The organism is Reichenbachiella sp. (genome assembly GCF_965233835.1).
GTDB lineage: Bacteria > Bacteroidota > Bacteroidia > Cytophagales > Cyclobacteriaceae > Reichenbachiella.
The window spans coordinates 3,315,130-3,338,033 of record NZ_OZ247585.1; the positions used below are offsets into that span (position 1 = coordinate 3,315,130).

Annotated in this window: 18 protein-coding genes; 9 read left to right on the forward strand and 9 right to left on the reverse strand. The window is 39.3% G+C overall.

Annotated elements, in window-relative coordinates; translation table 11 throughout:
• The 3 genes from ACO6S2_RS13985 to ACO6S2_RS13995 all read left to right on the forward strand — a co-directional run bounded on the left by ACO6S2_RS13985 (position 1) and on the right by ACO6S2_RS13995 (position 2,453).
• The gene (locus ACO6S2_RS13985) at positions 1 to 1,206 is read left to right on the forward strand and encodes a bifunctional 3,4-dihydroxy-2-butanone-4-phosphate synthase/GTP cyclohydrolase II (RefSeq protein ID WP_422359178.1); all 1,206 of its coding nucleotides are present in this window, start codon (positions 1 to 3) and stop codon (positions 1,204 to 1,206) included.
• Entirely contained in the window at positions 1,199 to 1,810 is a 612-nt protein-coding gene (locus ACO6S2_RS13990; RefSeq protein ID WP_422359179.1) for a hypothetical protein, read from the forward strand. Before ACO6S2_RS13985 ends, ACO6S2_RS13990 begins: the two co-directional genes overlap by 8 nt.
• A gap of 121 nt (positions 1,811 to 1,931) precedes the next feature.
• Positions 1,932 to 2,453 carry a hypothetical protein gene (locus ACO6S2_RS13995; RefSeq protein ID WP_422359180.1) on the forward strand — a complete coding sequence of 174 codons (522 nt, stop codon included), beginning with the start codon at positions 1,932 to 1,934 and terminating at the stop codon, positions 2,451 to 2,453.
• A 61-nt stretch (positions 2,454 to 2,514) separates the two neighbouring features.
• Here ACO6S2_RS13995 and ACO6S2_RS14000 read toward each other — a convergent pair whose 3' ends face one another.
• Positions 2,515 to 3,579, reverse strand: a complete 1,065-nt coding sequence (locus ACO6S2_RS14000; RefSeq protein WP_422359181.1) for a hypothetical protein — start codon at positions 3,577 to 3,579, stop codon at positions 2,515 to 2,517.
• Between the two features lie 101 nt (positions 3,580 to 3,680).
• On the opposite strand from ACO6S2_RS14000, the gene ACO6S2_RS14005 reads away from it, so the two are divergent.
• Genes ACO6S2_RS14005 through ACO6S2_RS14015 form a run of 3 tightly spaced genes read left to right on the forward strand, consistent with a single transcriptional unit; the run spans position 3,681 to position 6,533 of the window.
• A complete protein-coding gene (locus tag ACO6S2_RS14005) occupies positions 3,681 to 4,295 on the forward strand; it encodes an RNA polymerase sigma factor (RefSeq protein WP_422359182.1) in 615 nt (204 codons plus the stop codon).
• Positions 4,282 to 5,106: an anti-sigma factor family protein gene (locus ACO6S2_RS14010; RefSeq protein WP_422359183.1), complete on the forward strand. Its 825-nt coding sequence runs from the start codon at positions 4,282 to 4,284 to the stop codon at positions 5,104 to 5,106. Before ACO6S2_RS14005 ends, ACO6S2_RS14010 begins: the two co-directional genes overlap by 14 nt.
• An 8-nt stretch (positions 5,107 to 5,114) precedes the next feature.
• A complete protein-coding gene (locus ACO6S2_RS14015) occupies positions 5,115 to 6,533 on the forward strand; it encodes a hypothetical protein (protein ID WP_422359184.1) in 1,419 nt (472 codons plus the stop codon).
• 58 nt (positions 6,534 to 6,591) lie between these two features.
• On the opposite strand, the gene ACO6S2_RS14020 is transcribed toward ACO6S2_RS14015, so the two are convergent.
• Positions 6,592 to 8,037: an aminotransferase class V-fold PLP-dependent enzyme gene (locus ACO6S2_RS14020; RefSeq protein WP_422359185.1), complete on the reverse strand. Its 1,446-nt coding sequence runs from the start codon at positions 8,035 to 8,037 to the stop codon at positions 6,592 to 6,594.
• A gap of 167 nt (positions 8,038 to 8,204) precedes the next feature.
• On the opposite strand from ACO6S2_RS14020, the gene ACO6S2_RS14025 reads away from it, so the two are divergent.
• Positions 8,205 to 10,121: a tetratricopeptide repeat-containing sensor histidine kinase gene (locus ACO6S2_RS14025; RefSeq protein ID WP_422359186.1), complete on the forward strand. Its 1,917-nt coding sequence runs from the start codon at positions 8,205 to 8,207 to the stop codon at positions 10,119 to 10,121.
• Positions 10,122 to 10,126: 5 nt separating this feature from the next.
• Here the strand turns inward: ACO6S2_RS14025 and ACO6S2_RS14030 are convergent, their stop codons facing one another.
• Genes ACO6S2_RS14030 through ACO6S2_RS14050 form a run of 5 tightly spaced genes read right to left on the reverse strand, consistent with a single transcriptional unit; the run spans position 10,127 to position 17,979 of the window.
• Positions 10,127 to 11,581 carry a DUF4302 domain-containing protein gene (locus ACO6S2_RS14030; protein WP_422359187.1) on the reverse strand — a complete coding sequence of 485 codons (1,455 nt, stop codon included), beginning with the start codon at positions 11,579 to 11,581 and terminating at the stop codon, positions 10,127 to 10,129.
• 5 nt (positions 11,582 to 11,586) lie between these two features.
• Positions 11,587 to 12,483 (reverse strand): substrate import-associated zinc metallohydrolase lipoprotein, encoded by an 897-nt coding sequence (locus ACO6S2_RS14035; RefSeq protein WP_422359188.1) that lies wholly within the window; start codon positions 12,481 to 12,483, stop codon positions 11,587 to 11,589.
• Between the two features lies 1 nt (position 12,484).
• On the reverse strand, positions 12,485 to 14,011 hold the full coding sequence (locus ACO6S2_RS14040; protein ID WP_422359189.1) for a RagB/SusD family nutrient uptake outer membrane protein: 1,527 nt from the start codon (positions 14,009 to 14,011) through the stop codon (positions 12,485 to 12,487).
• Positions 14,012 to 14,015: 4 nt separating this feature from the next.
• The gene (locus ACO6S2_RS14045; RefSeq protein WP_422359190.1) at positions 14,016 to 17,339 is read right to left on the reverse strand and encodes a SusC/RagA family TonB-linked outer membrane protein; all 3,324 of its coding nucleotides are present in this window, start codon (positions 17,337 to 17,339) and stop codon (positions 14,016 to 14,018) included.
• A 43-nt stretch (positions 17,340 to 17,382) separates the two neighbouring features.
• Positions 17,383 to 17,979: a hypothetical protein gene (locus ACO6S2_RS14050; RefSeq protein WP_422359191.1), complete on the reverse strand. Its 597-nt coding sequence runs from the start codon at positions 17,977 to 17,979 to the stop codon at positions 17,383 to 17,385.
• 360 nt (positions 17,980 to 18,339) lie between these two features.
• Between ACO6S2_RS14050 and ACO6S2_RS14055 the strand changes: the two genes are divergently transcribed.
• Positions 18,340 to 21,168, forward strand: coding sequence for a PD-(D/E)XK nuclease family protein (locus tag ACO6S2_RS14055; protein WP_422359192.1), 2,829 nt, complete (start codon positions 18,340 to 18,342; stop codon positions 21,166 to 21,168).
• Positions 21,169 to 21,220: 52 nt separating this feature from the next.
• Positions 21,221 to 21,760, forward strand: coding sequence for a DUF2911 domain-containing protein (locus ACO6S2_RS14060; RefSeq protein WP_422359193.1), 540 nt, complete (start codon positions 21,221 to 21,223; stop codon positions 21,758 to 21,760).
• A gap of 70 nt (positions 21,761 to 21,830) precedes the next feature.
• Here ACO6S2_RS14060 and trxA read toward each other — a convergent pair whose 3' ends face one another.
• Both trxA and ACO6S2_RS14070 read right to left on the reverse strand, forming a co-directional pair.
• A complete protein-coding gene (gene trxA, locus ACO6S2_RS14065; RefSeq protein ID WP_422359194.1) occupies positions 21,831 to 22,154 on the reverse strand; it encodes a thioredoxin in 324 nt (107 codons plus the stop codon).
• A 126-nt stretch (positions 22,155 to 22,280) separates the two neighbouring features.
• A complete protein-coding gene (locus ACO6S2_RS14070; protein ID WP_422359195.1) occupies positions 22,281 to 22,865 on the reverse strand; it encodes a toxin-antitoxin system YwqK family antitoxin in 585 nt (194 codons plus the stop codon).
• Positions 22,866 to 22,904: the final 39 nt, after the last annotated feature.

A 22,904-nucleotide genomic window follows, 5' to 3' on the forward strand; every position in this document is an offset into this window, starting at 1 on the left:
ATGCTAGACCCTGTATCAGAAGCAATAGAGGCCATAAAAAATGGAGAAGTAATCATCGTGGTAGACGATGAAGACAGAGAGAACGAAGGAGATTTTATATGTGCAGCAGAAAGCATCACGCCTGAGATTGTCAACTTTATGGCCACGCATGGTCGAGGACTAATCTGCGCCCCTTTGGTGGAAGAAAGGTGCGATGAATTGGGTCTCGAACTAATGGTAGGCAAGAACACCGTTCTCCACGAAACTCCGTTTACCGTATCGGTAGACTTGATTGGCTACGGCTGTACTACAGGTATTTCTGCAAGTGATCGGTCAAAAACAATCAAAGCTTTGGTTGACCCAAACACAAAACCTGAAGAACTAGGCAAACCGGGCCACATTTTTCCGTTGAAAGCAAAAAAAGGTGGGGTTCTTCGTAGGGCTGGACACACCGAAGCCGCCATTGACCTGGCCAGATTAGCAGGCAAATTTCCAGCTGGTGTTTTGGTGGAAATTCTAAACGAGGATGGCACTATGGCCAGATTACCTGAATTAAAAGTAGTCGCCGATAAATTCAATTTAAAATTGATCTCAATCAAAGACCTCATCGCCTATAGAATGGAGAAAGAATCTTTGATAGAAAAAGAAATCAAAGTGGACATGCCTACCGAATGGGGCAATTTCAAAATGACCGCCTACAAACAAATCAGTACAGGCGAACACCATCTAGCCTTAGTAAAAGGAGATTGGGATCCTAAAGAACCAGTGATGGTTAGAGTGCATTCTTCCTGTTTAACAGGAGATATTTTTGGTTCGTGCCGATGCGACTGTGGAGAACAATTACACAATGCTATGACCATGGTAGAAAAAGAAGGCAAAGGAGTCATTGTATATATGAACCAGGAAGGCCGTGGTATCGGTCTTTTGAATAAGCTTAAAGCCTATAAACTTCAGGAAGAAGGACTGGACACTGTTGAGGCAAATGAAAAATTAGGTTTCCAGGGCGATCATAGAGACTATGGCGTGGGTGCTCAGATATTGCATGACCTTGGTGTGGAAAAAATTAAGTTGATCACTAATAATCCAACAAAAAGAGTCGGATTAATGGGATATGGCCTGGAAATTGTAGAAAACATTCCTATTGAGGTAGACCCAAACGTACATAATAAAAAGTACCTCGAAACCAAGCGAGATAAAATGGGTCATAGTATATTAAAGAATGATTAAAAAGGTTTCTATATTTTTCGTACTACTAGCTCTTGTGCTACCCAGTGCAGCACAAGAGTTCTCTTCTCGCATGTTTCATAAAGGTTGGTTAGTCACAGAAGATCAGGATACCGTTCGAGGGGACGTGAAGTACGACATGGAAACTAATGCTGTTCAGGTTGTAGTTGAAAATGAAAAGGTTCAAACCTATAGCAGTAAGAAAATTCTGTACTTTGAAATATATGACAGCATCCTAAAAACATATCGCCAATTTTACGCGATACCCTATCAAGTAGAATCCAACTATAAAGTCCCCGTCTTGTTTGAAGTTTTGTATGAAGGTAAAACCTCATTGCTGGTCAGGGAAAAGATCGTCATGACTACTGATCCCTATAGTCAGTCCTATTTCAACGGACCTGCTGCTTCATCCGAGAAACTTTCCTTCACCTACTACTTTGTGGATACCGATGGAAATATGGAGATGTACAATGGAAAGAAAAACCACTTATTTGAAATACTAAGTAAAAATTCAAATCAAGTAAAAGAATACGTCAAGGTAAACAAGCTCAAAACAGATGAAATGAGAGATATTGTTCGTATCACAGCCTTTTATAATTCTCTTTAAACGTACTTAGAAATAAGTATTTTTAAACAATTCTACCATTTGCCTAGTTATTTGGTCTCCAATTCTTTTTAGCTTTAAACTTGACTTAAATAAGTCAGTTACAAACTTTAAAAAAATAGCTATGAAATTGAAAGCCATATTTTCCGTCCTTACTCTATCCATTTTAGTTTTTGCTTGTGGCGGAGATGATGACAATGATGATCCATTCGCAAGTGTTCCTAGTAGTGAAATTGTTGATATTGAGTTGAGAGATGCTGCACTCTCTGGATCGGCAAGTTCTTCAGGGCGAAGCGCCGCAGTAGGTCAAAAATGGTGGCTTCAAAAAGTCAGTAAAATAGACCTCTCTGGAGAATGTGGGGATGCCGAAAGCCAAGAAGTCACCACTGAATACTATTATGCTTTTTACCCTTCTGGCCAATATTATTATCAGTCCAGTAAAGAAGGTACTCCAATCTCAGCAGGTAGCTGGCAATGGGTTGATTCTAACACCAAAGACGCCATTTATGTAAATGTTCAAGCTGGACAGGTAGAATTCACTCTTAGAGGATTAAATGATGATGAACTAATAATTGCAAGTGATCAAAGTCAAGCATCTTGCACAGTTATTACTTGGGAACAATTTGGAAACCCATATGAGGAATAAACATCTTAGAGGATTTTAAATAAAAAAGGAGAGCCAAATCAGCTCTCCTTTTTTATTAATCTTATTTTAAGAAAGTCACAGAAAGACTAGCCACATCCTTTGGCACATAGGGTGACATATCTGATAAATCAATAAATTCAGAAGTGAAAGCTTCATTTGAAGGTACGTCATCCCCTGCCCCAAGGAAGCCAGTCTCCTTATCAAAGTATGCCGGCGGTACAGCATTGGTTAAATGCGCATCTATCACGGTTTGATCAGTCACTCCTAGACTTTTCAGCTCTGCATCGAAAACGGTATAAATGGAATAATCATCCATCACATCTGCCGTCTCAACAGTAGACAGGGGAAGTGCTACTTCCGCCACTGCAATATCATTGGCATCGTCAGCTCTGGCAATGAAGGCATAGTTTCTATCCACAGCCAAGTCAGCATTTACCAATTCTAAATTCAGATGATTCGAATTACCAAAAACCTCATAGAGGTCTCCAGATTTTACTACTGTCATTTTAAGCTTATTCAATTCATCCTCATTAGGAAAGCCATCGATCGTAACAGTCATTGTTTGTTTTGAGTTATCACTTGACTCTTCATAGTCAAGTCTATAGAAGGTATCTATAAAATCTTCTCCTTCCAATCTATTGATATAGTAAGGGTTTAAAATAGCTGTCCCGCTAACAGGGTTACTATTCCAGACAACCTGAAGCGCCAGACTTCCATCTTCATCTTCTACAATCATCTCATGTTCATAATTGACTCCATCATACGACACTCCATCATTAAACGTAAATGTCTTAGATCGACCATCCTCGTCACTTTCAATGGTAAAAGTTTCGACATTTGCCACATGGGCAATGCCTACTATCGTTACAACTTTCTGCAAAACGGTCGCGGCTTCCTCCCCCACATAAATAAATTCTCTTAGCGCACCATAGATGGTATTGCCAGAAACAGATTCTTCATTCATTTTTACACGTCCAGCACTTAACCCCGCTGAATTACTCAAGGTACTAGGGATATCTACTGTGAACGTTTCAGGAAATTCAGCTACAGTATTTTCTTTAGCTTCTTCCTCTGTACAAGACCACAAAAAAGCAGTCAAAAACAAAAGCAAACCGACATTTTTCATAATTATTAAATTTAATAGGTATCTTTTTACAAATAATTAAAACTTTTCTGATGTCACCTTCATCATAATACCGAAACGCACAATTAACCGATTAAGTATTTATGAGTACCGCGACATTGCTAGACATTGCGATGAATCATTCGGAGAACATCATTGATCGTGCCAAACTTGGAGACAAGGGAGCATTTAATAAGCTGGTGAGTCTCTGGCACAAGAGAATTTATAATTTTTCTCTTAAATATTTCAATGATCATGATCTGGCAACGGAGGCAACACAAAAAACCTTTATCAAGGTGTTTGACCATCTGGGGCAATTGAAGGAAATTGAAAAATTTAAGTCCTGGATATATGTGATTGCGCTGAACCAGTGTCGTGAAGAAGATCGAAAATTTGGCCGATTGTCAAAAATGTTTGTTTCTTCTGATGAGGTAAGTGAGGTGAAGTACAAACAAGAACAAACCAGCAGCCCCGAATCAGATTATGTCAAGTCAGAAATGAGTGATATAGTAACAGAAGCAATCAATGAATTGGGTGAAGAGCAAAAGGCGGTTTTGATCATGAAAGAGTATGAAGGATTGAAATTTAGAGAAATCGCAGAAATATTGAACGTTTCAGAAAATACGGTGAAATCAAGATTGTATTACGGATTGAGCCATTTGAAAAAAATATTAGAAAAGAGTAGAGCATTTAATGAATCATACCATGATGGAAAATAAAATTGATGAGGCAAAAATCATCGACTATTTGTATGGTGAGTTGCCCAAAGAGGAAATCAAAGAAGTAGAAAGCTTGTTGAAAGAACACCCCGAGCTGAAGCAAGAGATGGAAAGTATGCAAGCCACAAGAAATGCGCTGGGCACACTCGAGGACAAGGAGATCATCCCCCCCACTTTTGTTTTTAATAAAGAGCAGAAATCAGTTTCCTTCTTTCAGTCAGAAGCCTTTAGGTGGGTAGGATCCATTGCTGCCGGCTTGAGTTTATTATTGATTTCAGCAGCACTGTTAAATTTTAACATATCAAATTCCGCTCAAGGCCTGCAAATAGGATTTGGCGAACTAACACCACTCGCTGATGAGGAATTGAATAAAGAGAATGTAAAAGCTTGGATGACTGAAGTAATGGATGACTACGAATCATCTACAGATCAGAAAATTGCAGCGGTTCAAACGCAGTTGACTTCCGAAATGGAAAATCAAGATCAGAAAAACATTGCATTAATGACAAATATGATGAAAAGTCATGCGGCAGGTACAGGCCAATTGATGCAGCAATACGTGGCTCAGTTGAATGACGAAAATAAAGAGATCATTCAGAATTTCTTTACTGTATCTACTGAAAAGCAAAAGAAATATGTAAAAACCGTCATGGCCGATTTTAATGAATTTTACCAAAATCAACGAAACTACGACATGAGGTTAATTGAGACTAGCTTGAGCAAAATACAAAACACACAGGACGTCAAACAACTGGAACAAGATCAGTTGCTCGCCAGCCTGTATGATATGGTCAAAACTCAAAGTAAATAAGTACGCACATGAAATTAAAGTATATTCTAATAGCCATATTTTGTTCACTCCAAGGCACAACGCTTTGGGGGCAGAATATAGATCAGTCTAAAATGGATCGAGACCTCAAGATTGCTGAGGATGTCGTTTCTTCTTTGATCAAAGGAGAGTCTAACGATGGTCGGTTTTATTCAGCCAGTCCAAAAGCTAGTTACATCCCTGGTTTTGGAGTCATGATAAACATAAACAGTTCTGGCAAATTTTACTCTCACAATTTCGACCCGTCTTACGACATTACTTACGTACTTGATGGAGAAGACTTCAGAATTGATATCGATGAAATGGTAGAGCTTGAAATGCAGGCAGAAATATTAGCCAGACAGGCAGAAGAAATCGAGCGTCATTCTGAAATTATAGAAAGAGAAAATGAAAGAATGCTACGTGAGCAGCAACGTGCCCTAGAGGAGAAAGAACGGGAGCTAGAAAGACAAATGGAGCAATTAGAAAGAAGACGTGAGCGAGAAGAAGAAAGAGAAAAAGCCGAAAAAAGACGCATTGAGCATAGAGAAGTGAACCGAGTGGTGATTAATAGTGATGATGAATATACCTATCGTTACTCCTATAGCAACTCTGATGATAATGACGACGAAGATGACAAAGGGTACAGCTATGCTTCCAAGGGATATCAAAAGGACTTCGACGACTTAAAACCTTTGTATAGAGAAGTTATGGTTACATTCCTTACTGATTATGCCGACCTCATAGGTCAATTGGCTAACAATGAACAAGTAATGTTGGTCACTAAAAGTGGTCCGCAAGGGTTTGGAGCCGTACTTTACAATTCCTCCAACCAGGGAGGCAAATTTAGCGCCTCTTCTACTAGAAGGAACATTGCAGACTTCAAGGCGGGCCATATTTCCAGAACAACATTTGAAAACAGAATCAACTTCGTTGAAAGTAAAGGAGATGAGCAAGTTGACCCAGATTTAGAATTGTTTTCAAGTATTTTCCAAAGGCTATACAAAACCGACTTGGCAACAACCTATTATACATCCTCTCCCATTTCTTATGAGCGATTAAAGAGTTTTGGAGTTATATATAGAATGAAAATGTACTCTTCTATTTCCACCGGAAGAGATAGCTACAGAATGCCCACTCAAAGAAAAAGCAACCTGAGTCGTACAGAACGAAACGAAGAGGTAATGGCCTTATACCCACAGTTTATTAGTGAATTCAAGAGGAATATAATAGACTATGGAAAAACAATAAAAAGCCTGGAACCTGATGAATCCATACTCTTCCAAATTAGACTTACAGAATGCAACAACTGTGATATCCCCAATGAAATCAACGTGCTGGTAAAACAGCAAACGCTTTTAGACCTTGATGCCAATAGAATTAATGAGGATCAGGCTTTGGAGCAAATTCAAATAAAAGACGCTAGCTAATCTAAATTATAATTTCAAGTATAGTCTGGGACGCCTTAAGCAAGCGTCCCTTTTTTATTTACAGCACAAACATTTCTGCTGCTTGCTGTTCATTATCGTCTACCGCTTCTTTTTGAAGTGTAAAATCATTAGTCTTTACATCATAGACGTACTCTTCCTTTAGCTCTTGCTTATTCTTTGCTATATATTCGATAGCGTCAAGCGCATAATCCAACTGTTCATTAGTCATCGTTGGGTGCAACGACATCCTAGCCCAGCCTGGTTTTCCAGTAAGGTTTTGGCTATCAATACCGTCAGTGAGTCTTTTGGATTGCGACTGATCCAATTCGAACAAATAATGACAGTACGTGCTGGCACATGCCCAACCACCTCTAATTTGAACACCAAATCGATCATTCATGATTCTTACTACAGCGTTGTAGTGTATATCATCGATGTTAAAAGAAACCACTCCGATTCGTTTAGAATCCTGCTCTCCCACTATACGAACACCCTCAATTTGATTCATTCTTTCGAATGCCTTTGATACAAGCTCTTCTTCTCTACACTCTATATTTTCAGTACCCATCTTATCCTTCAAGCGAATAGCAAGCGCTGCTCGAATGGCTTGAAGAAATCCCGGTGTACCTCCATCTTCTTTGGCTTCGTCGTTAGATGTAAATCCATAATCACCCCATGGGTTTGTCCAGGTCACGTTTCCTCCTCCTGGAACACATGACTTTCCGGTATAGATTTTCTTATTAAAGAGCATGACTCCGCAGGCTCCCGGCCCTCCCAAAAACTTATGAGGAGAAAAGTAAATGGCGTCTAAAGCCTGAAGGTCATTTTCTGGATGCATATTCATGGCAACATAAGGTGCTGTCGCGGCATAATCCACAAAGCAATACCCCCCGTTTTTGTGCATGACCTCAGCCATTTCATGAATAGGAGTAATTACTCCTGTCACATTCGAACCTGCAGTAAAGGCTCCAATTTTTAGTTTCCGATCTGCATATTTGTCAATTTCGGTTTGCAGCAGGTCTAAGTCTATTTTCAAATCTTTGCCCGGTGGCACAATGACCACATCAGCAACAGTCTCCATCCAAGATACATGATGAGAATGATGCTCCATATGAGTGATAAATACAATCGGCCGATCTTCCTCATCCAGCTGTGGTGTATTTTGCTGAACACAAAGTCCAAGTATTTGCTGAAGCCGTACTACGCCGCCAGTCATACCAGACCCTGTAAGCACAAGCATGTCATTTTCAGAAGCATTTACATGTTCTCTAATTATCTGTTTGGCTTGGTTATAGGCTGTAGTCATCAGACTGCCTGTTTTATTGGAGTAAGAGTGAGTATTGGCTACCCATGGGCCAAATTTTTTGGCAACGGCCTCTTCAATTGGAGTATATAGTCTACCGCTGGCTACCCAGTCAGCATAGAGCATATCAAAGCTACCAAAAGGCGTGTCGAATGATTGGTCGCAACCAACGACATTTTTTCTTATCTCATCGAAATTCATTGGATCAGTGTTGTTTGGATTGCAAATTTACAAATCTACCTGAAGGAACAAATTAATTGAAACACTAAGTGATTAGATTAAAATGAGAAGTGCGCTTGTCAGATAATTTTGATTAATTTACTCCACCTTATTACCCCACAATTAGGGTTATTCATTAATTAAATAAAATGAGGCTTTTATTATTGCTGTCTTTCTTTCTAGGCATTGCTACGTCCACGAGTGTAGCTCAGTCTTCTCTTGCTCTTTCGAAAATTGATAGTTTAAAATCACTTTCCAAAACTGCAGCCGACAGCACACTAGTCGACCTATACAATCAGATCAGCTGGGATTATCGAAACATCGATATTGATTCCTCCATTCATTTTGCCGAACGTGCCCTTTGGCTTTCTAGAGAAATGAATTACCTCAACGGGATCAATCATAGTCTAAATTATCTTGGAATCGCTTACCGAAACCGAAGCAATTATTCTAAGGCCTTAGAGCTGTTTTTTGAAGCACTGAAGTCTTCCGAATATTCAAAAGACTTACAGGAAATTAGTTATACACTCATAAACATTGGTAACATTTACATTTTTCAAACCAACTACAAGGGAGCGATAGACTACTTCCAGCGAGCATTGGAAAATGCCAAAATCATCAATAATGAAAACATAATGGCCTATTGTTATTTAAACATAGGGCGATCACTTGTTGGACTTGAACAGTATTCGGAGGCCGAAGAGTACTATAAGCAGGCTCAAGACCTTCGGAAAGCAATGGACGATTTAGAAGGTATGGTTATCTCTAATGTAGATTTGGCCGAGTTATACATTAAGACCAACCTTCCAGATAAGGCGCTAAGACTTCTCGAAGAAAATTTGGTTAATGTCAAGCGACTTAATCATACCAGCACCTTAAGCCTCAGTTACATTAACATAGCTCGCTGCTACTTGATGAAAAATAATGCAAAAAAAGCGAGAGAATTCATACAAAAAAGTATGGTACTGAATGAAGCACATGGACTGAAAAGCAACAAGTCCCAAGCACTTCATTTGTTATCAGAAATTTCTGAAAAATCAAACAATTATAATCAGGCCCTAAACTATTTCAAGCTCTACGTAGCAACCAAAGATTCTATTTTCAATGAAGAAAACACAAGAAAAATTGAATCTCTGCACGCTCAGTATCAATCAGAAAAAGCAGAAGTTGAAACCAAATATCTTAGGGAGCAGACCAGACTTAACGAGGTAATCATTGAACGACAACGAGCAATAATAACTTTGGCAGTAATTGCCTCACTTCTTTTCCTTACTGTAGCCATTGTAGCCTTTTGGTCAAGCAATGAGCGCAAAAAACTAAATGCCCAGATTGAGGACCAAAAAGAAAGGGCTTATAAACACAACAACGACCTCATTGATATCAACAATGAAAAGAACAACTTGATTAGGATCCTATCGCACGATTTACGAGCACCTATAAATAATATCAAAGGGCTTACAGAAATTCATCAATCTGAACATCAGGAATTTGGGGCATCAGAAAATCACACATTAAATCTAATCAAGAGCGAATCGGATCGCATCCTTTCTATGATTAGTAAAATATTGAATGTAGAAGCTCTGAGTGCTACCCCTAAACCTGCAAATAAAGAGAAAGTAAATATTACTAAGGTGATAAAAGACACCATAGCAAGCTTCAGCTCAACAGCTAAGGCTAAAAACATAACTATCTCAGGCACATTCACTGAAGAAGATCATTACATTCTAGGTGATGATATTCATTTACATCAGGTAGTAGAGAACTTAGTTTCCAATGCAATAAAATTCTCAAACTCTGATACAACTATAACGTTGGATTTGATCGTTGTGGGTAGATGTGTACAACTCAGTGTAAAGGACCAAGGGCCTGGGTTAACAGAAGATGATCAAAATAAGATATTCAAGAAATTTCAAACCTTAAGTGCCAAACCTACGGCCAACGAAGTATCAACTGGATTAGGTCTTTCGATAGTAAAAAAGTATGTAAAGCAAATGAATGGCAAAATTTGGTATGAAAGCGAATTAGGTAAAGGAACCAAATTCACTGTTCAGTTTGAACTCATCTAATTCAATTACTGCACCAGCAAGAACTCATAGTTGTTACATGGGTTATAAAGTGCAAACACCGTCAAATCTGGCTGAGTAGGCACCGGATAGTAGAGTGAATAAACTTCTCCTCCACCAACTCCAAATATCTCATCTGTAATGGACTCTAGGTTATCCCTTTCTTCTGTAGTAAGGTCACAAGGATAATAATCATCTGCAGGGTCAGCGCTAGATGTAAATTGAATCTCCACCTTGTTTTCTGTGGCACTTAGCACATCAAACTTCCTAAGCGCCAGCCTCGAATTGCCATTGTCGTCTTCGTAATAAAGACCTGTAGCATATTCAGGCTGAACTAATGAATCCACACTACAAGAATAATAAGCACTGTCACTATCTAAAAACCCATAGTTGAAAGCAAAGCCAGTGGCTGAAGGAAAGAACTCATTGATAGAACCACTTTGAGACAAAGAAAATCCATTCGCATCAGCTACAAAAAATACATTCACACTGTAAGGATTGTCTTCCATAGGCTGAAAATCAAGACCCTTCACATCAAACAATGACTTATACATGGTTGCATTCCCTAACCCAGTAACGCTACCCGTGTAAACAGGAGACATTGTAGGTCCTCCAGAGCACATGGGATCTCCTGTTTCTGAAAAATTAGTAAGGTTCATTTCTGAAAAGGTGTAACTGTTTCCAGCTAAACTAAAGCTAAAAGGATCTGACAACACTAACTTACCGTCAAAAAAACCATAGCCCGAGGTTTGGTCTAGCACTACAGAATTGTCATTTGCTACAATCTCTGCATTAGTAAGGCCCACTGCAGCACTTCGAAGGTTAATGTTTCTTTGGTCCAAGTTAATACTCCAAAAAACAGACATATTTTGATCTGAAAGAGCAATCTGCTGTGTGGTTCCAGCAAACAATGAGCTAATGGTATCATACGCCAGCATATTTTCAGATAAGTCTCTGGAAAACACATCGGCGGCATTCGTTGAAGCTGGAACTAGAGATATCACAGTTTCATCTCCTGAGTTGTCAGACTTACTCGCGAATTGTAAGTTATCTCCTTCTTTGCCTACATAGTAAAATTCAAACTCAGCCCCGAAGCTAGAGGCATTCTGTTCAAACAGAAAGTGAAAAACTCCGTACGTTTCAAATATTAACTCTAAACTCAATTTTGTATCCAAACGATAGGCAATGGTCTGGTCAAAGAAATAATCATCGTCTCCGGGTACGTCAGATTCTACATGCACGGTACCGTCTTCGGCAAAATCCAAAAGAATATAAAAAACGCCCGATTCTGAAGTTGGCTGATAATTCAGCACCCAACCATTGGCTGGAGCTACGAGTTCATTTTGCAAATCACTAATTGCTGCCTCGCTTCTCTCTGCCGGTGAAGTAATCTTATCAATCTCGTTACTACACGAAGCAACAAGAACAAGGATGATGATATATAGTCCTTTAATTCGATTCATAATTATCATAATCTTGACAAAGCCGATGCTCTCAAATCATCTAAATCTATACCTGTTGATTTCAGGTAATGTTCCTTAATGGAATTTAATTTCTCTAAGATCAGCTTCCTTCCAGCGTTTCGATCCTCACAACCTGCAGTAGTACAATTTTCCTCTAAAGTGATGTACTCATCAAAAAAATCAGCTTCTGCCATATAAAATGCAATGATTTCAGCAAAATCTTCATTCGGACTACTTGTCCCGTAGGGAGAAACAAACCCTCTGATCAGTGCCTCTTCTTCCGTTACATTAAACCAAGACCCTGCACTACTATACCCTTCTGCAGAAATCTCCTCGAAGGCAGTAGGCAACTTGTCGTTTTGATGTACAATGTGAGCAAACTCATGATAAACAGTATGAAGCTGTCTGAGCAGCCATTCTTCATCATTCACATCAATGGAGTTTACATCGGTAAATGTAATTCGAGCGCCAGCATCAGCCGTTCCTAAAGTCACCGTACCGTCCCCGTTGTAAATCAATCCTCCTAAAAACACGATTTCGCCCGGAACATATCTCCTGAAATAAGCTTCGCCGCCTTCTACATCAGCATATACATCTATCCAATACTCATCAATTAGATCCAGCATGGGCCGGATCACATCCAGCTTTGGTGGTGCCACCTGTTGCCCCGGATCTACAAATTTTTCATCATATCGGTAACGCACTGCTATTCCATACTCTTGGACAAAGTTCTCATCGATGTACTTGTCCAAATCGGTTGTTGGTGCATCTACATCTGTTACCGGAGTGTCCAACTTATCTTCTTCCAAACAGGCAACTAACAGTACGACAATCAAACCAAAGCTTAGTTTGACCAATGAGCTAACTTGAGAAAGTTTCATATCTTTAAAAACTCCTTTCATATTATCTTTCATTAGGTTCTAGTCCGCCTACCTCTTGAGCTGAAGTTGGAATTTGCAATACTTTCCTATTGTCATCTGCTTCTAAAGTCGCTATTACAGATCCGTCAGGCCCCAAGTGCTCTACGGGAACCTGAAACCGCTTAAGATCAAACCATCGCATGCCTTGTGCGATGAACTCTTTCTGGCGCTCTAGAATTAAATACTCATAAAGTATAGTAAAATCTGTCCAGCTAGATGGATAAAAATCACGTAAGAGAGTCATAGACAATGTCACATCATCTCCAGAATATCTTCTATCTGTTAATACCTGTAAATCGGCTAAGGCCTCATTATTATTTCCCAGTTGAATGTTACATTCCACACGATTCAAAAGCACTTCTTCCCCTCTAAAAGGCAGGGCTATATGATAGGGTGTACCCACGTTAGAGTTAATACTACTCCTTTCAAACAAGCTCTCATAACGTACCGGATATAAGGCATTTTGCCCTTTCACCCAAGCAGGGTTTTCTCTTTCATCTGTTACATCATCAAATACATTACGAGCAAACAAACTACCATAGTCATTTCTATCGACCCCATAAGCAAAATCGGTCCTTTGTACCAGCGATATTTTTCTCATAAGCATCAAATTGCTTGGTAGGTCAGGAGAAGAATACAGCTGTGGGTAACCTGTAGTTGAAGATTTGGCCGCTCTAAACTCCTCAGAAGTCATATCTCTAACGAATGCTGCGGGGTTGCTACCCAATAATTCATTGGAGTACTCAAGACACTCTATAAAGTCCCCGGTGAACAGATAGAATCGAGAAGCAAATGCCAAAGCCGCATTTCTTGTAAAATGGTATTTACCGCTATTTGAATAAAAGCTATCATCCACCAATGCTAATCCTTGTTTTAGATCATTTTCAATTTCATCATATGTATCCGACACAGACAGTCTGCTATACTCAACTAAAAATTCGGTTTCTGGTGTTTTAATATATGGCACACCCAGTCCTGATCCATCTTTCAATATCCAGTTATCCTCACTAAACAAATTGACCAACATAAAATGGCCATAGGCACGCGCCAATAGAGCTTCTCCTTTTATTGCATCCCGGTAAGCTCTATCCGCTTCATCTATTTCAAGATCATCAATAATATTGAGGACTTCATTAGCATGAGAAATAGCCGTATAAGTTTGGTACCAGAAAAAAGCTGGTGTATCCTGCTCATTAGGATCTGAAAACGGTTCTTCCCATACATACATCTGCTGATGTGCAGGCCTGAGCGTAGTACCCACTGTATAGGTAAAATCATCAGACATCCAGTCTGTAAACGCATAGCTCGCATCTGAATAAGCATTGGTCATCAATTGTGCGGCTTTATTCAAATCATCTAAAGACACTCTATTATCAGGAATCTCTTCTAAAAATGAATTACAGGAGCTAAGTATGATAAGCCATAATACTGCCCCCTGTTTAAACTTTTCAACTAACACCTCAATTGAATTCACAACAAATACCGTTATTCTTTGTATCAATTTCTTCATCTCCTTAGATTCCAATATTTAAAGAAAATGTCACCAACCTAGGTTGTGGCAAGGATACTCCTCCTGAACTAAAAAACTCGGGGTCTTGACCATTCAGTGCATCATCCGAATAGATCAACCATAGGTTTTGCCCTTCTACGCTCAAATTCACAGTATTCAGTCCTACTTTACTCACCAGAGTCGTAGGTAGCTGGTATGACAGCCTCACCGTTTTAAGTCTGATATAATCTCCATCAGCTACGCGAATATCACTTTGGTTATAAAGTGAATAGCTAGTCAAATCTGTACCTCCAGCGGCCACTGTTCTAAATGGCAAAATAGCTGGTACATTAGTAATATTCTCATCTCCAGGCACTACCCATCGATTAGCTAATTCGGCAGGCAAAGCATCAAAATCCGTATAATTTGCTTGGACCACATCGTTCAAACGAATCTTATAATCAAACTTGCAAGATAGCAGCACACTCAGCGACAAACCTTTCCAGGTAAATGTATTCGTCAAACCTGCTCCTCCTCTTGGTTCGGTTGAGCCTTCAAATTTTAAAGTAGTGGTCAAATTATCTCTGCTCTGCAAATCGTACTGTAATACCACTTCACCATTCTCGTCGTAGAAAGTAGGAAATCCCGAACTGTTAAGGCCAGCAAACTTAGAGGAAAACAACCCTCTTCTCGGTCCTCCCAAAACAGCAGCCCCGTTTTGTCCTAAGGCATCCACCAATCTTGGACCAAAATCCAATCGTGTAATCTTGTCTCTTGTGTAACCTATATTAAAGTTCGTGGTCCATGAAAAATCGCCTCGAGTCAAATTCACCGTATTTAAAGTGAATTCAAATCCCTGAGATTCCATATCCGCAAAATTTCCGGTTTTCACACTTTGTCCGCCTACTCCACTCGTTAATACCTGACCAATCAGGTCAAAAGATTTTCGGCTGTACCAATCTATAGAGGTGTTTATTCTGTTATTCATCAATCCAACATCAACACCTATGTTCAATTCCTTCAACTTCTCCCAGGTCAACTCTGAGTTAGTCAAATCCTGAATATAAAGATAAGGTTCTTGATCAGTGGGCCGAACGGTTACATCCGCTTGCAAATTGAGCAATGCACTCGCATTCGGAGGAAGGTTACCCGAAATACCATAGGTACCTCTTAATTTCAATTGATTGATCACGCTCATGTTGGACATGAAGTTTTCACTGTGAATATTCCAGGCCCCACTTACATTCCAGGTCGGAAGGTATCTGGCACTTTTGCTTTCTCCTAATTGGTTGGATCCGTCGTATCTCACTGTGAAATTTGCTATATACTTACCCTTGTAAGCATAGCCTCCATTCAAGAACAACCCTATAAAACGATCTCTTAACTGGTTTTGGGAGTAGATATCAATGTTTTGTGAGTTGAAAAATTCGACAATGTTTGGATCGGTCACTGCGATGCCTCCACTCTCATAAACAACGCCCAATCCTGTAGTACTTTTTTCACTTCTATTGGTAAACCTAATTTCTTGACCACCTAATACATTGATTTGATGGATTTCATTGTATGTTTTTGACCACTCTGCACTTACTCTACTGAAAAAGTTAAGCATGTCACTTTTATCCAGGTAGTTAAAACCACCGATAGGTAGTACCACCACCGGATTCAGCCCTGGATTATCGGGGTCTCTGTATAGTAAATTATTGGCATCCTGAATAAACTGCGTTTCATTCGCCCTATAGGCTTCAGACTGATTCGACCTTTCATGCACCGTATGATCACGTTGGGTAGAAGCATATCTTAACTGCATGACCCCTTTCAGTGAAATATTCTTGGTTGGATTGAGTTCAAAGTCAGTCTGAGTAGAAACATCAGCCACAGTGATATCTATAAAATTGTAATTGAGCTCTTCCAAAATATTGAAATCAGCATAGTTTCTTCTGAAGTATTCTAATTCCCCATTTTCATCATACGGACGGATGGAACGGCTTGTATTGAGGGCATAACTCAGCGGATTGATATCAAAACTTCTACTATATCTACCAGTAATAGGGTCAAATTCTCTATTCCTTGTACCTGGTACAGTTTGGTCACGATAACTGGCCGACAGTTTTAGACCAAAAGTGAAAATATCAGACAGAAAATAGGTGTTTCTTGAACTTGCCGTTAGCCGCTGAACCTGATCAGCAATGGTCTGGCCAGCATCATTCAAATAACTAATGGAGTAGTAACTATTGGATTTGTCTGTACCCGAAGTGAAACTCAAAGAATGCTGCTGTTGTAACCCGTAGTCTCTAAATAATACACCAAACCAATCTGTATTGGCATTTTCATACTGATTGAGAAACTGTTCGTTTAGTCCGCCTCCGGCACCCCAGGGTATTTCATGCTGAGCAATCTTTGTATACATCTTGCCCATGGCTCCATAATTCTGTGCCCTCACAGAAGTCGTAATATCAATCAAGCCCTTTTGAGCCATTTCTCTGTAAACAGACATCTCCTCGGTAGAATTCAATAGACTGAATTGATTATAAGTTGGACGAATTTTTACAGAATAGTTACCTGAATAATTCACTCTCAACGCCCCGCTCTTACCCCGCTTGGTGGTAATAACTATCACACCATTAGCAGCACGCGCTCCATAAATTGCCGTGGCAGAAGCATCTTTCAAAATTTGAAAAGACTCGATGTCATCAGGGTTGATATTGGCTATAGATGAGCTGATTAAGGTATTGGCGTTTCCGGAAATAAAATCATCCGTATTGACATTGGCCAAATCTTCCAAAATCACTCCATCGACTACAAAAAGAGGTTGATTATTACCATTAATGGATGCGTTTCCTCGAATTCTGATTTTAGGCGAAGAACCAAAGGTGCCAGACACATTATCTACATTCACCCCCGCCACACGACCTTCCAACACTCGACTGACATCCACAATGCCATCCACTTTGATGTCATCCATTTTCAGGTTTTCAGAAGCTCCGGTAAATAGCTTGCGGTCTACTTCTTGAAATCCATTGACCACTACTTCTTGTAAGGCTACGGACTCTTCTTGAAGCCTGATTCGTATCTTTTGACTGTTGTTGCCTACGGTCAATTTCTGCTCCTTCATACCGAGCATTCTAACCACCAAAACATCACCCTTGCTAGCCGTTAGAGAAAAATTCCCATCTAAATCTGTAATTGATCCATTGGTGGTATTTTCCACAACCACTGAAACACCAATCATAGGTTCTCCATTGGGATCAACTACTTTTCCGGATATACTTGTTGTTTGAGCAAACAGAGATTTGTTCGAACAAAAGGATAACACAAACAACAATAAAAATCCTAAGCCCCTTCTAGCCATCAATCAAAAAAATTTAATAAGAATAAATCAGGTAATATTAGAATTACTCCTCTCTTGAGAAGGCATAAACCAAATCAAGTGGAACATTCTTATAATAGGCAGCTCTTTCATCGTCCGTAAGAGAATCGTTGAAATATGATACTCTGACTGAATCCACAGGATATCTAGCCTCTAAGGCATCAATGGAGTCGTCTCTAATCATAGGGAAGGTAGTAGTTTGACTCATATAAAGATTGTTGTCTTCGTTAAGAAGAACTTCAAAGTCTTCCTCATCCAATAGGTCGCTTTCCAAAGTAAGTACTTGAGTCAAAGAATCTAGAACCCAAACACCAGTATCTCTAAGCACCTGATATCCAAAATACTTTTGCTTCCTTTCAAATACTGAATCACCATCCATATTCAATTCATAATATACCAAAGGAGATCCGTCATTAAGTGAAAGTAAACTAATATCGTATTGTGAATTATTATAACTATCGTAAGCCTCTTCTATTCCTGAAAAGATAAACCCATTCAAGTACCAAGTACCTACCTCATGAGTATCCAGCAACGTCTCAACAGGCTCAGGATCATCACTACTACAAGAAGAAACAAAAACAACGGAGAAAGCGATTAATACAGATTGTAGAAAATTTTTCATATGGTACGATTTAAGGGAACTGTTATTCTTTTTTCAATTCCCGTTTGGTTGAAATTTGAACCTTTTAAATATATCAACTTAAAAGGCAAAGACCCTTGTTTTAAAAATTAAATTTTGCGTAATAATTATTCACAAGGGAAAATTGCGCAGCGTTACTTTTAGACACCCAAATAACAAATGATCTATTAGGATAGCTCTCTTGTTCATTTTAGCGCAATCACTAATTAAACAAAAAAAAATCAGAAATGGTTGATGGCAGCTACAGGTTTGTTTCAAGTTTTTTGAATTTCCTCCTAAACCATATGGACATCAACCATAATTTCCTCTTAATTTACGTTCAAACGAATCATCGAAACGCCCTTGGCCAATCATAATAATTTCCTTAAATCTCTTGCACAAAAATGCCAGTCTCAGTTTGGAGAGCAATGTGATCAATTGACCATCATCTTTCCTAACAAAAGAGCCGGCGTGTACTTTGCCGATTACTTGGCACAATTGTACAATCGACCCATTTGGTCTCCCGTGATTCTGAGCTTCGAGGAATTTGTGGAGCAAAAGCAAAGCAAAAATTTTGCTGATGACCTACAGATGATTTTTCTACTCTACAAAGCCTATAAAGAGATAGTAAAACAGCCAGAGGATTTTGATGCTTTTTTCCCTTGGGGTGAAATGATCCTCAAAGACTACAATGACATTGATAATTACCTGGTAGATGTTGAGCACATCTTCAGGGTTATAAAATCGCAAAAAGAGCTTGACGAAGCTTTTCAACATTTATCAGAAAAGGACCAACAGATCATTCAAGGATTTTGGAAAGGCTTTCTCCCTACTCCCAATAAGAAGCAAAATGAGTTTATCTCAACCTGGTCCATACTCGCTGAATTATACAGTCGGTTCAACACCTTATTGAATGAAAGTGGACTAATTTATAAAGGGAGAATGTTTCGAGAATATGCCGAAAATGTAGAGAAAGAAAATGTCAATCTATGGTTTGCCGGTTTCAACGCCCTAACTAAGGCGGAAGAAAAGATCATTAAGTCCTATCTGGATCTTGGAACAACTGATATCTTCTGGGATGTTGATGAATATTATTTCAATGATGAGAATCAAGAGTCAGGTACATTTTATAGAGAGTATGCGGCAGACCAACATTTCGGCCCAAGTATAAAACGTGACCTCAACCAACGAATCCATGATTCCAATCTTAAAATTGATGTGCTCTCGGCTCCTTTTAGCATGGGACAAATCAAGGCTGCCGCTCAAAAAATTGACACCTTAAACCTCTCAAATGCTGAGCAATCAGAACTACTGATCATTCTGACTGATGAATCACTACTTCAGAACACCTTGCATGCCCTACCCGAGCAAATAGAACACGTCAATGTCACCATGGGATGGCCCATAGCCCAGTCCAGGATTTACCTTTTTGTTTGCAAAGTGATTGCCCTCTTTGACAAATATCAATCCAGTGAAGTGAAAAAAATTCAGCATAAAGAAGTCTTAAGCCTCCTGGAATACAATGATCTATTACAAATCGGTCAAGAACGTATTCATAAGTTTGATTCCATTGGAATAAAGAATAATAACGTTTATCAAGCCGTTGAGCATATTGTCGAAGAATTTCCTGAGCTCCATTCCGTGCTGAAGCCAGCATCCAAGACATCAGAACTCAGTGATCAACTCATCACATTTTTTAATGACCTTGAGCTCAACAGTCTCACCGATATAGATCGATCTGTAGCCGTTTTGATTCATGGTACCTTAAAAAGAATTGATGCGGCCCTAAAGCAGCATAGTGTTCAACTCAACTTTACTTCATTCAACAAGCTCTTCTTGAAATTAGGAAATACACTAAAACTGCCACTATCCGGAGATCACAAAAAGGGTATTCAGGTCATGGGAATTTTGGAAACCAGAAATCTCTCTTTCAAACATGTTTTGGTGATAGGAATGAACGAGGGGAAGTGGCCCAAAGACAGTTCAAATACTTCTTTCATCCCCTACAATATTCGTAAAGCCTTTGATTTGCCAACGGTAGAACATCAGGATGCCATGCAATCCTATTTGTTTTATCGCTTGCTACATAGTGCTGAAAATCTCTGGATTTCGTACAACAATATTTCCGAGTTCAATCACAATGGCGAATTGAGTCGCTACGTGCGCCAGCTACGGTTCGAATCCAATCTGACTATTAATACTTCTTCATTGGTAAATCCTATCACTGCAGAGACTCCTCCGGAAATAACCATTCAAAAAAACGGAGACGTATTAAATAAGTTAAATGAATTTTTAACCTCAGATTCTGAGTCGACCAAAAGGCTCTCTCCTTCTGCACTCAATACGTATATTGATTGTAAGCTTAAATTCTATTTTCAACACATCGAAAAAATCAAAGAGCCGAATGAACTATTGGAAGACATGGATCCATCCTTATTTGGGAACCTGCTACACGGAGCGATGGAGCATCTTTATGAGCATAAGGAGCTCTGGACACCCGAAGATGTGAACCATGCCAAATCTGAATTAGATCAGGCCATTAAGCAGTCATTTACTGAACAAAAGCTTTCAGAGAGTCAAGGGCAAACGGGTCGTCAATTGATCGCCTATGAGGTCATCAAATCTTATATGCAGCGAATTTTAAGTTTTGATGAGATCCATTCTCCTTTTACGATCCTGGGACTTGAGGCTACAGACTACTATGTAGACTTCCCCATAGAAACCATGGACGGAAGTGTGGAAGTTGGACTCAAGGGTGTAATAGACAGAATCGACGAATATGGAGAAGCGGTAAGAGTGCTAGACTACAAATCTGGCAGGGATGATCGAAAATTTGGATTGATGTTTGATTTGATAGACGGAAAATCCTCCAAAAGGAATAAAGCAGTCTTTCAGCTTTTCTATTATTGCCTGCTTTATAAAGAAAACCATCCAGACCTCAAACGCCCTATTCAGCCTGGTTTGTTCAACAGCAAAGATCTGTTTGATAATAAATTTGATTCCCTACTCACGCAAACCGTTGATCGCAAAAACAGACCAGTACTCAATTATGCTGACTTTGAAGAAGACTTTAAGGAAGTATTGCTCTACCTGCTTACGGAAATATTCAACCCCAACATCCCCTTCTCTCAAACTGAAGATGAGCAAAAATGCCAGTACTGTACCTACAAACAGATTTGCAATAAAGGATAGTCTTGCAGAACTTTAGCCGAACAATTTTTCACAAACAAAAACAACTAACACTATGCTTAAAAAAGTAATCATTGGTTTGGTCATCGCATTTGTAGTGTACTTTGCCTACGGCGTATTCACCACACGATCACACAGCCCGCTTACTACCGCGGAAGGGAGCCTGGGAGATTTAACAGTTTCAGTTGATTACTGCCAGCCCTACAAAAAAGGTCGATTGATCTTTGGTGAAGAAAGCGAAGACGCCTTGGTTCCCTATGGGAAATATTGGAGATTAGGAGCGAATGATGCTACTGAAATCACTTTCAGTCAGGATGTGAGCTTTGCCGGTGAGTCAGTGGCTGCCGGACGATACAGAATGTATGCGGTACCTAATCTTAGCAACTGGGAAATTTCACTCAATAGCCAACTTGGTGAGTTTGGCTATTTTGAACCTGACTATACGCTGGATGTACTCAAGGTGAAAATCCCAACACGAATCAACCCAAACACCATAGAGCAGTTTACTATGGCTTTTGATTCTGATTCTACCAACCTGTTTTTAAGTATGGGATGGGACGCTACTATGATAAGAGTACCCATTGCTAAGCAGTAGTATCAAAAGACATAAAAAAAACCATTCTGATATCAGAATGGTTTTTTTTATGTCTTTGAGTTGGTCTTACTTATGCCAACTGAGCATCTAATTTTCCGGCCAATACATTTTTCGGCACTGCTCCTACTTGCTTATCCACTACTTCACCATTTTTGAATACTAGTAAAGTTGGGATACTTCTTACGCCATATTTAGCAGACACTTCAGGGTTAGAATCAACATCTACTTTTCCTACTACTGCTTTTCCTTCGTAATCCCCAGCAAGCTCTTCCACTACAGGTCCAATCATCTTACAAGGTCCGCACCATTCTGCCCAAAAATCCACCAATACAGGCTGATCTGTTGATAATACGTCGTTGAAGTTGCCGTCTGTAATTTCTACTGCTTTGTTCATGTCTATTGTTATTTAAATATTGTTATGCATCGAAAAACGCAAATATAGTTCAAATAGTTGATGCCAAAGGATTGATTTTAATGATGATCTGATAAAGAAAGTCTATCTTCCGAAGGCTATCAAAAGTTAGTCTTTAAGCAAGACGCCATTGCTATATTCATACTCTAAAGTCACATTCCCGTCTTGGTCGTACCATTTGGCCGTACCGTGCATCTTACCATCATACCAGTTACTTTCTTCCATGATCTTTCCATTATCATAGTATTGAGAGCGTTTCCCTTGAAATTCTCCCGCTACATAGTTTCTTTTTTCGGTAATCACTCCATTGTTGTAATAAATAAACTCCCCCTCTTCTATCCCATTTACATAATAGGCCTTCAAAGTAAGATTGCCTTTATCGTCCATCTCTAAATGTGTCCCGTGCATGGTTCCACTGACATAAGTGGAAATGGATTTCACCAATTCATTGGGATGATAAGTAATCCAACTTCCATTTCTATATCCATCAAAGTACTCTCCCTGCTGCTCAATTTTCTCTCCAAACTTTACTGTGGCCTTGACCAAGCCCGGCATATGATCAAACTCTACTCTTTCGGCATAATCAGGTAAATTATCTAAACTCTCGGCACCACCGGAAGTAACTACTCCAGAATCACAAGCACCCAGTACAATAAGAACTCCAAGAACAAGAATGTAAATACTGTTTTTCATTTCAAATGATTTTGATTCAAAAGTTCAAATGTAATTTTT

Coding starts and splice junctions, on each gene's coding strand:
- ACO6S2_RS13985 (WP_422359178.1), top strand. CDS start 1: ATGCTAGACCCTGTATCAGAAGCAATAGAGGCCATAAAAAATGGAGAA.
- ACO6S2_RS13990 (WP_422359179.1), top strand. CDS start 1,199: ATGATTAAAAAGGTTTCTATATTTTTCGTACTACTAGCTCTTGTGCTA.
- ACO6S2_RS13995 (WP_422359180.1), top strand. CDS start 1,932: ATGAAATTGAAAGCCATATTTTCCGTCCTTACTCTATCCATTTTAGTT.
- ACO6S2_RS14000 (WP_422359181.1), bottom strand. CDS start 3,579: ATGAAAAATGTCGGTTTGCTTTTGTTTTTGACTGCTTTTTTGTGGTCT.
- ACO6S2_RS14005 (WP_422359182.1), top strand. CDS start 3,681: ATGAGTACCGCGACATTGCTAGACATTGCGATGAATCATTCGGAGAAC.
- ACO6S2_RS14010 (WP_422359183.1), top strand. CDS start 4,282: ATGATGGAAAATAAAATTGATGAGGCAAAAATCATCGACTATTTGTAT.
- ACO6S2_RS14015 (WP_422359184.1), top strand. CDS start 5,115: ATGAAATTAAAGTATATTCTAATAGCCATATTTTGTTCACTCCAAGGC.
- ACO6S2_RS14020 (WP_422359185.1), bottom strand. CDS start 8,037: ATGAATTTCGATGAGATAAGAAAAAATGTCGTTGGTTGCGACCAATCA.
- ACO6S2_RS14025 (WP_422359186.1), top strand. CDS start 8,205: ATGAGGCTTTTATTATTGCTGTCTTTCTTTCTAGGCATTGCTACGTCC.
- ACO6S2_RS14030 (WP_422359187.1), bottom strand. CDS start 11,581: ATGAATCGAATTAAAGGACTATATATCATCATCCTTGTTCTTGTTGCT.
- ACO6S2_RS14035 (WP_422359188.1), bottom strand. CDS start 12,483: ATGAAAGGAGTTTTTAAAGATATGAAACTTTCTCAAGTTAGCTCATTG.
- ACO6S2_RS14040 (WP_422359189.1), bottom strand. CDS start 14,011: ATGAAGAAATTGATACAAAGAATAACGGTATTTGTTGTGAATTCAATT.
- ACO6S2_RS14045 (WP_422359190.1), bottom strand. CDS start 17,339: ATGGCTAGAAGGGGCTTAGGATTTTTATTGTTGTTTGTGTTATCCTTT.
- ACO6S2_RS14050 (WP_422359191.1), bottom strand. CDS start 17,979: ATGAAAAATTTTCTACAATCTGTATTAATCGCTTTCTCCGTTGTTTTT.
- ACO6S2_RS14060 (WP_422359193.1), top strand. CDS start 21,221: ATGCTTAAAAAAGTAATCATTGGTTTGGTCATCGCATTTGTAGTGTAC.
- trxA (WP_422359194.1), bottom strand. CDS start 22,154: ATGAACAAAGCAGTAGAAATTACAGACGGCAACTTCAACGACGTATTA.
- ACO6S2_RS14070 (WP_422359195.1), bottom strand. CDS start 22,865: ATGAAAAACAGTATTTACATTCTTGTTCTTGGAGTTCTTATTGTACTG.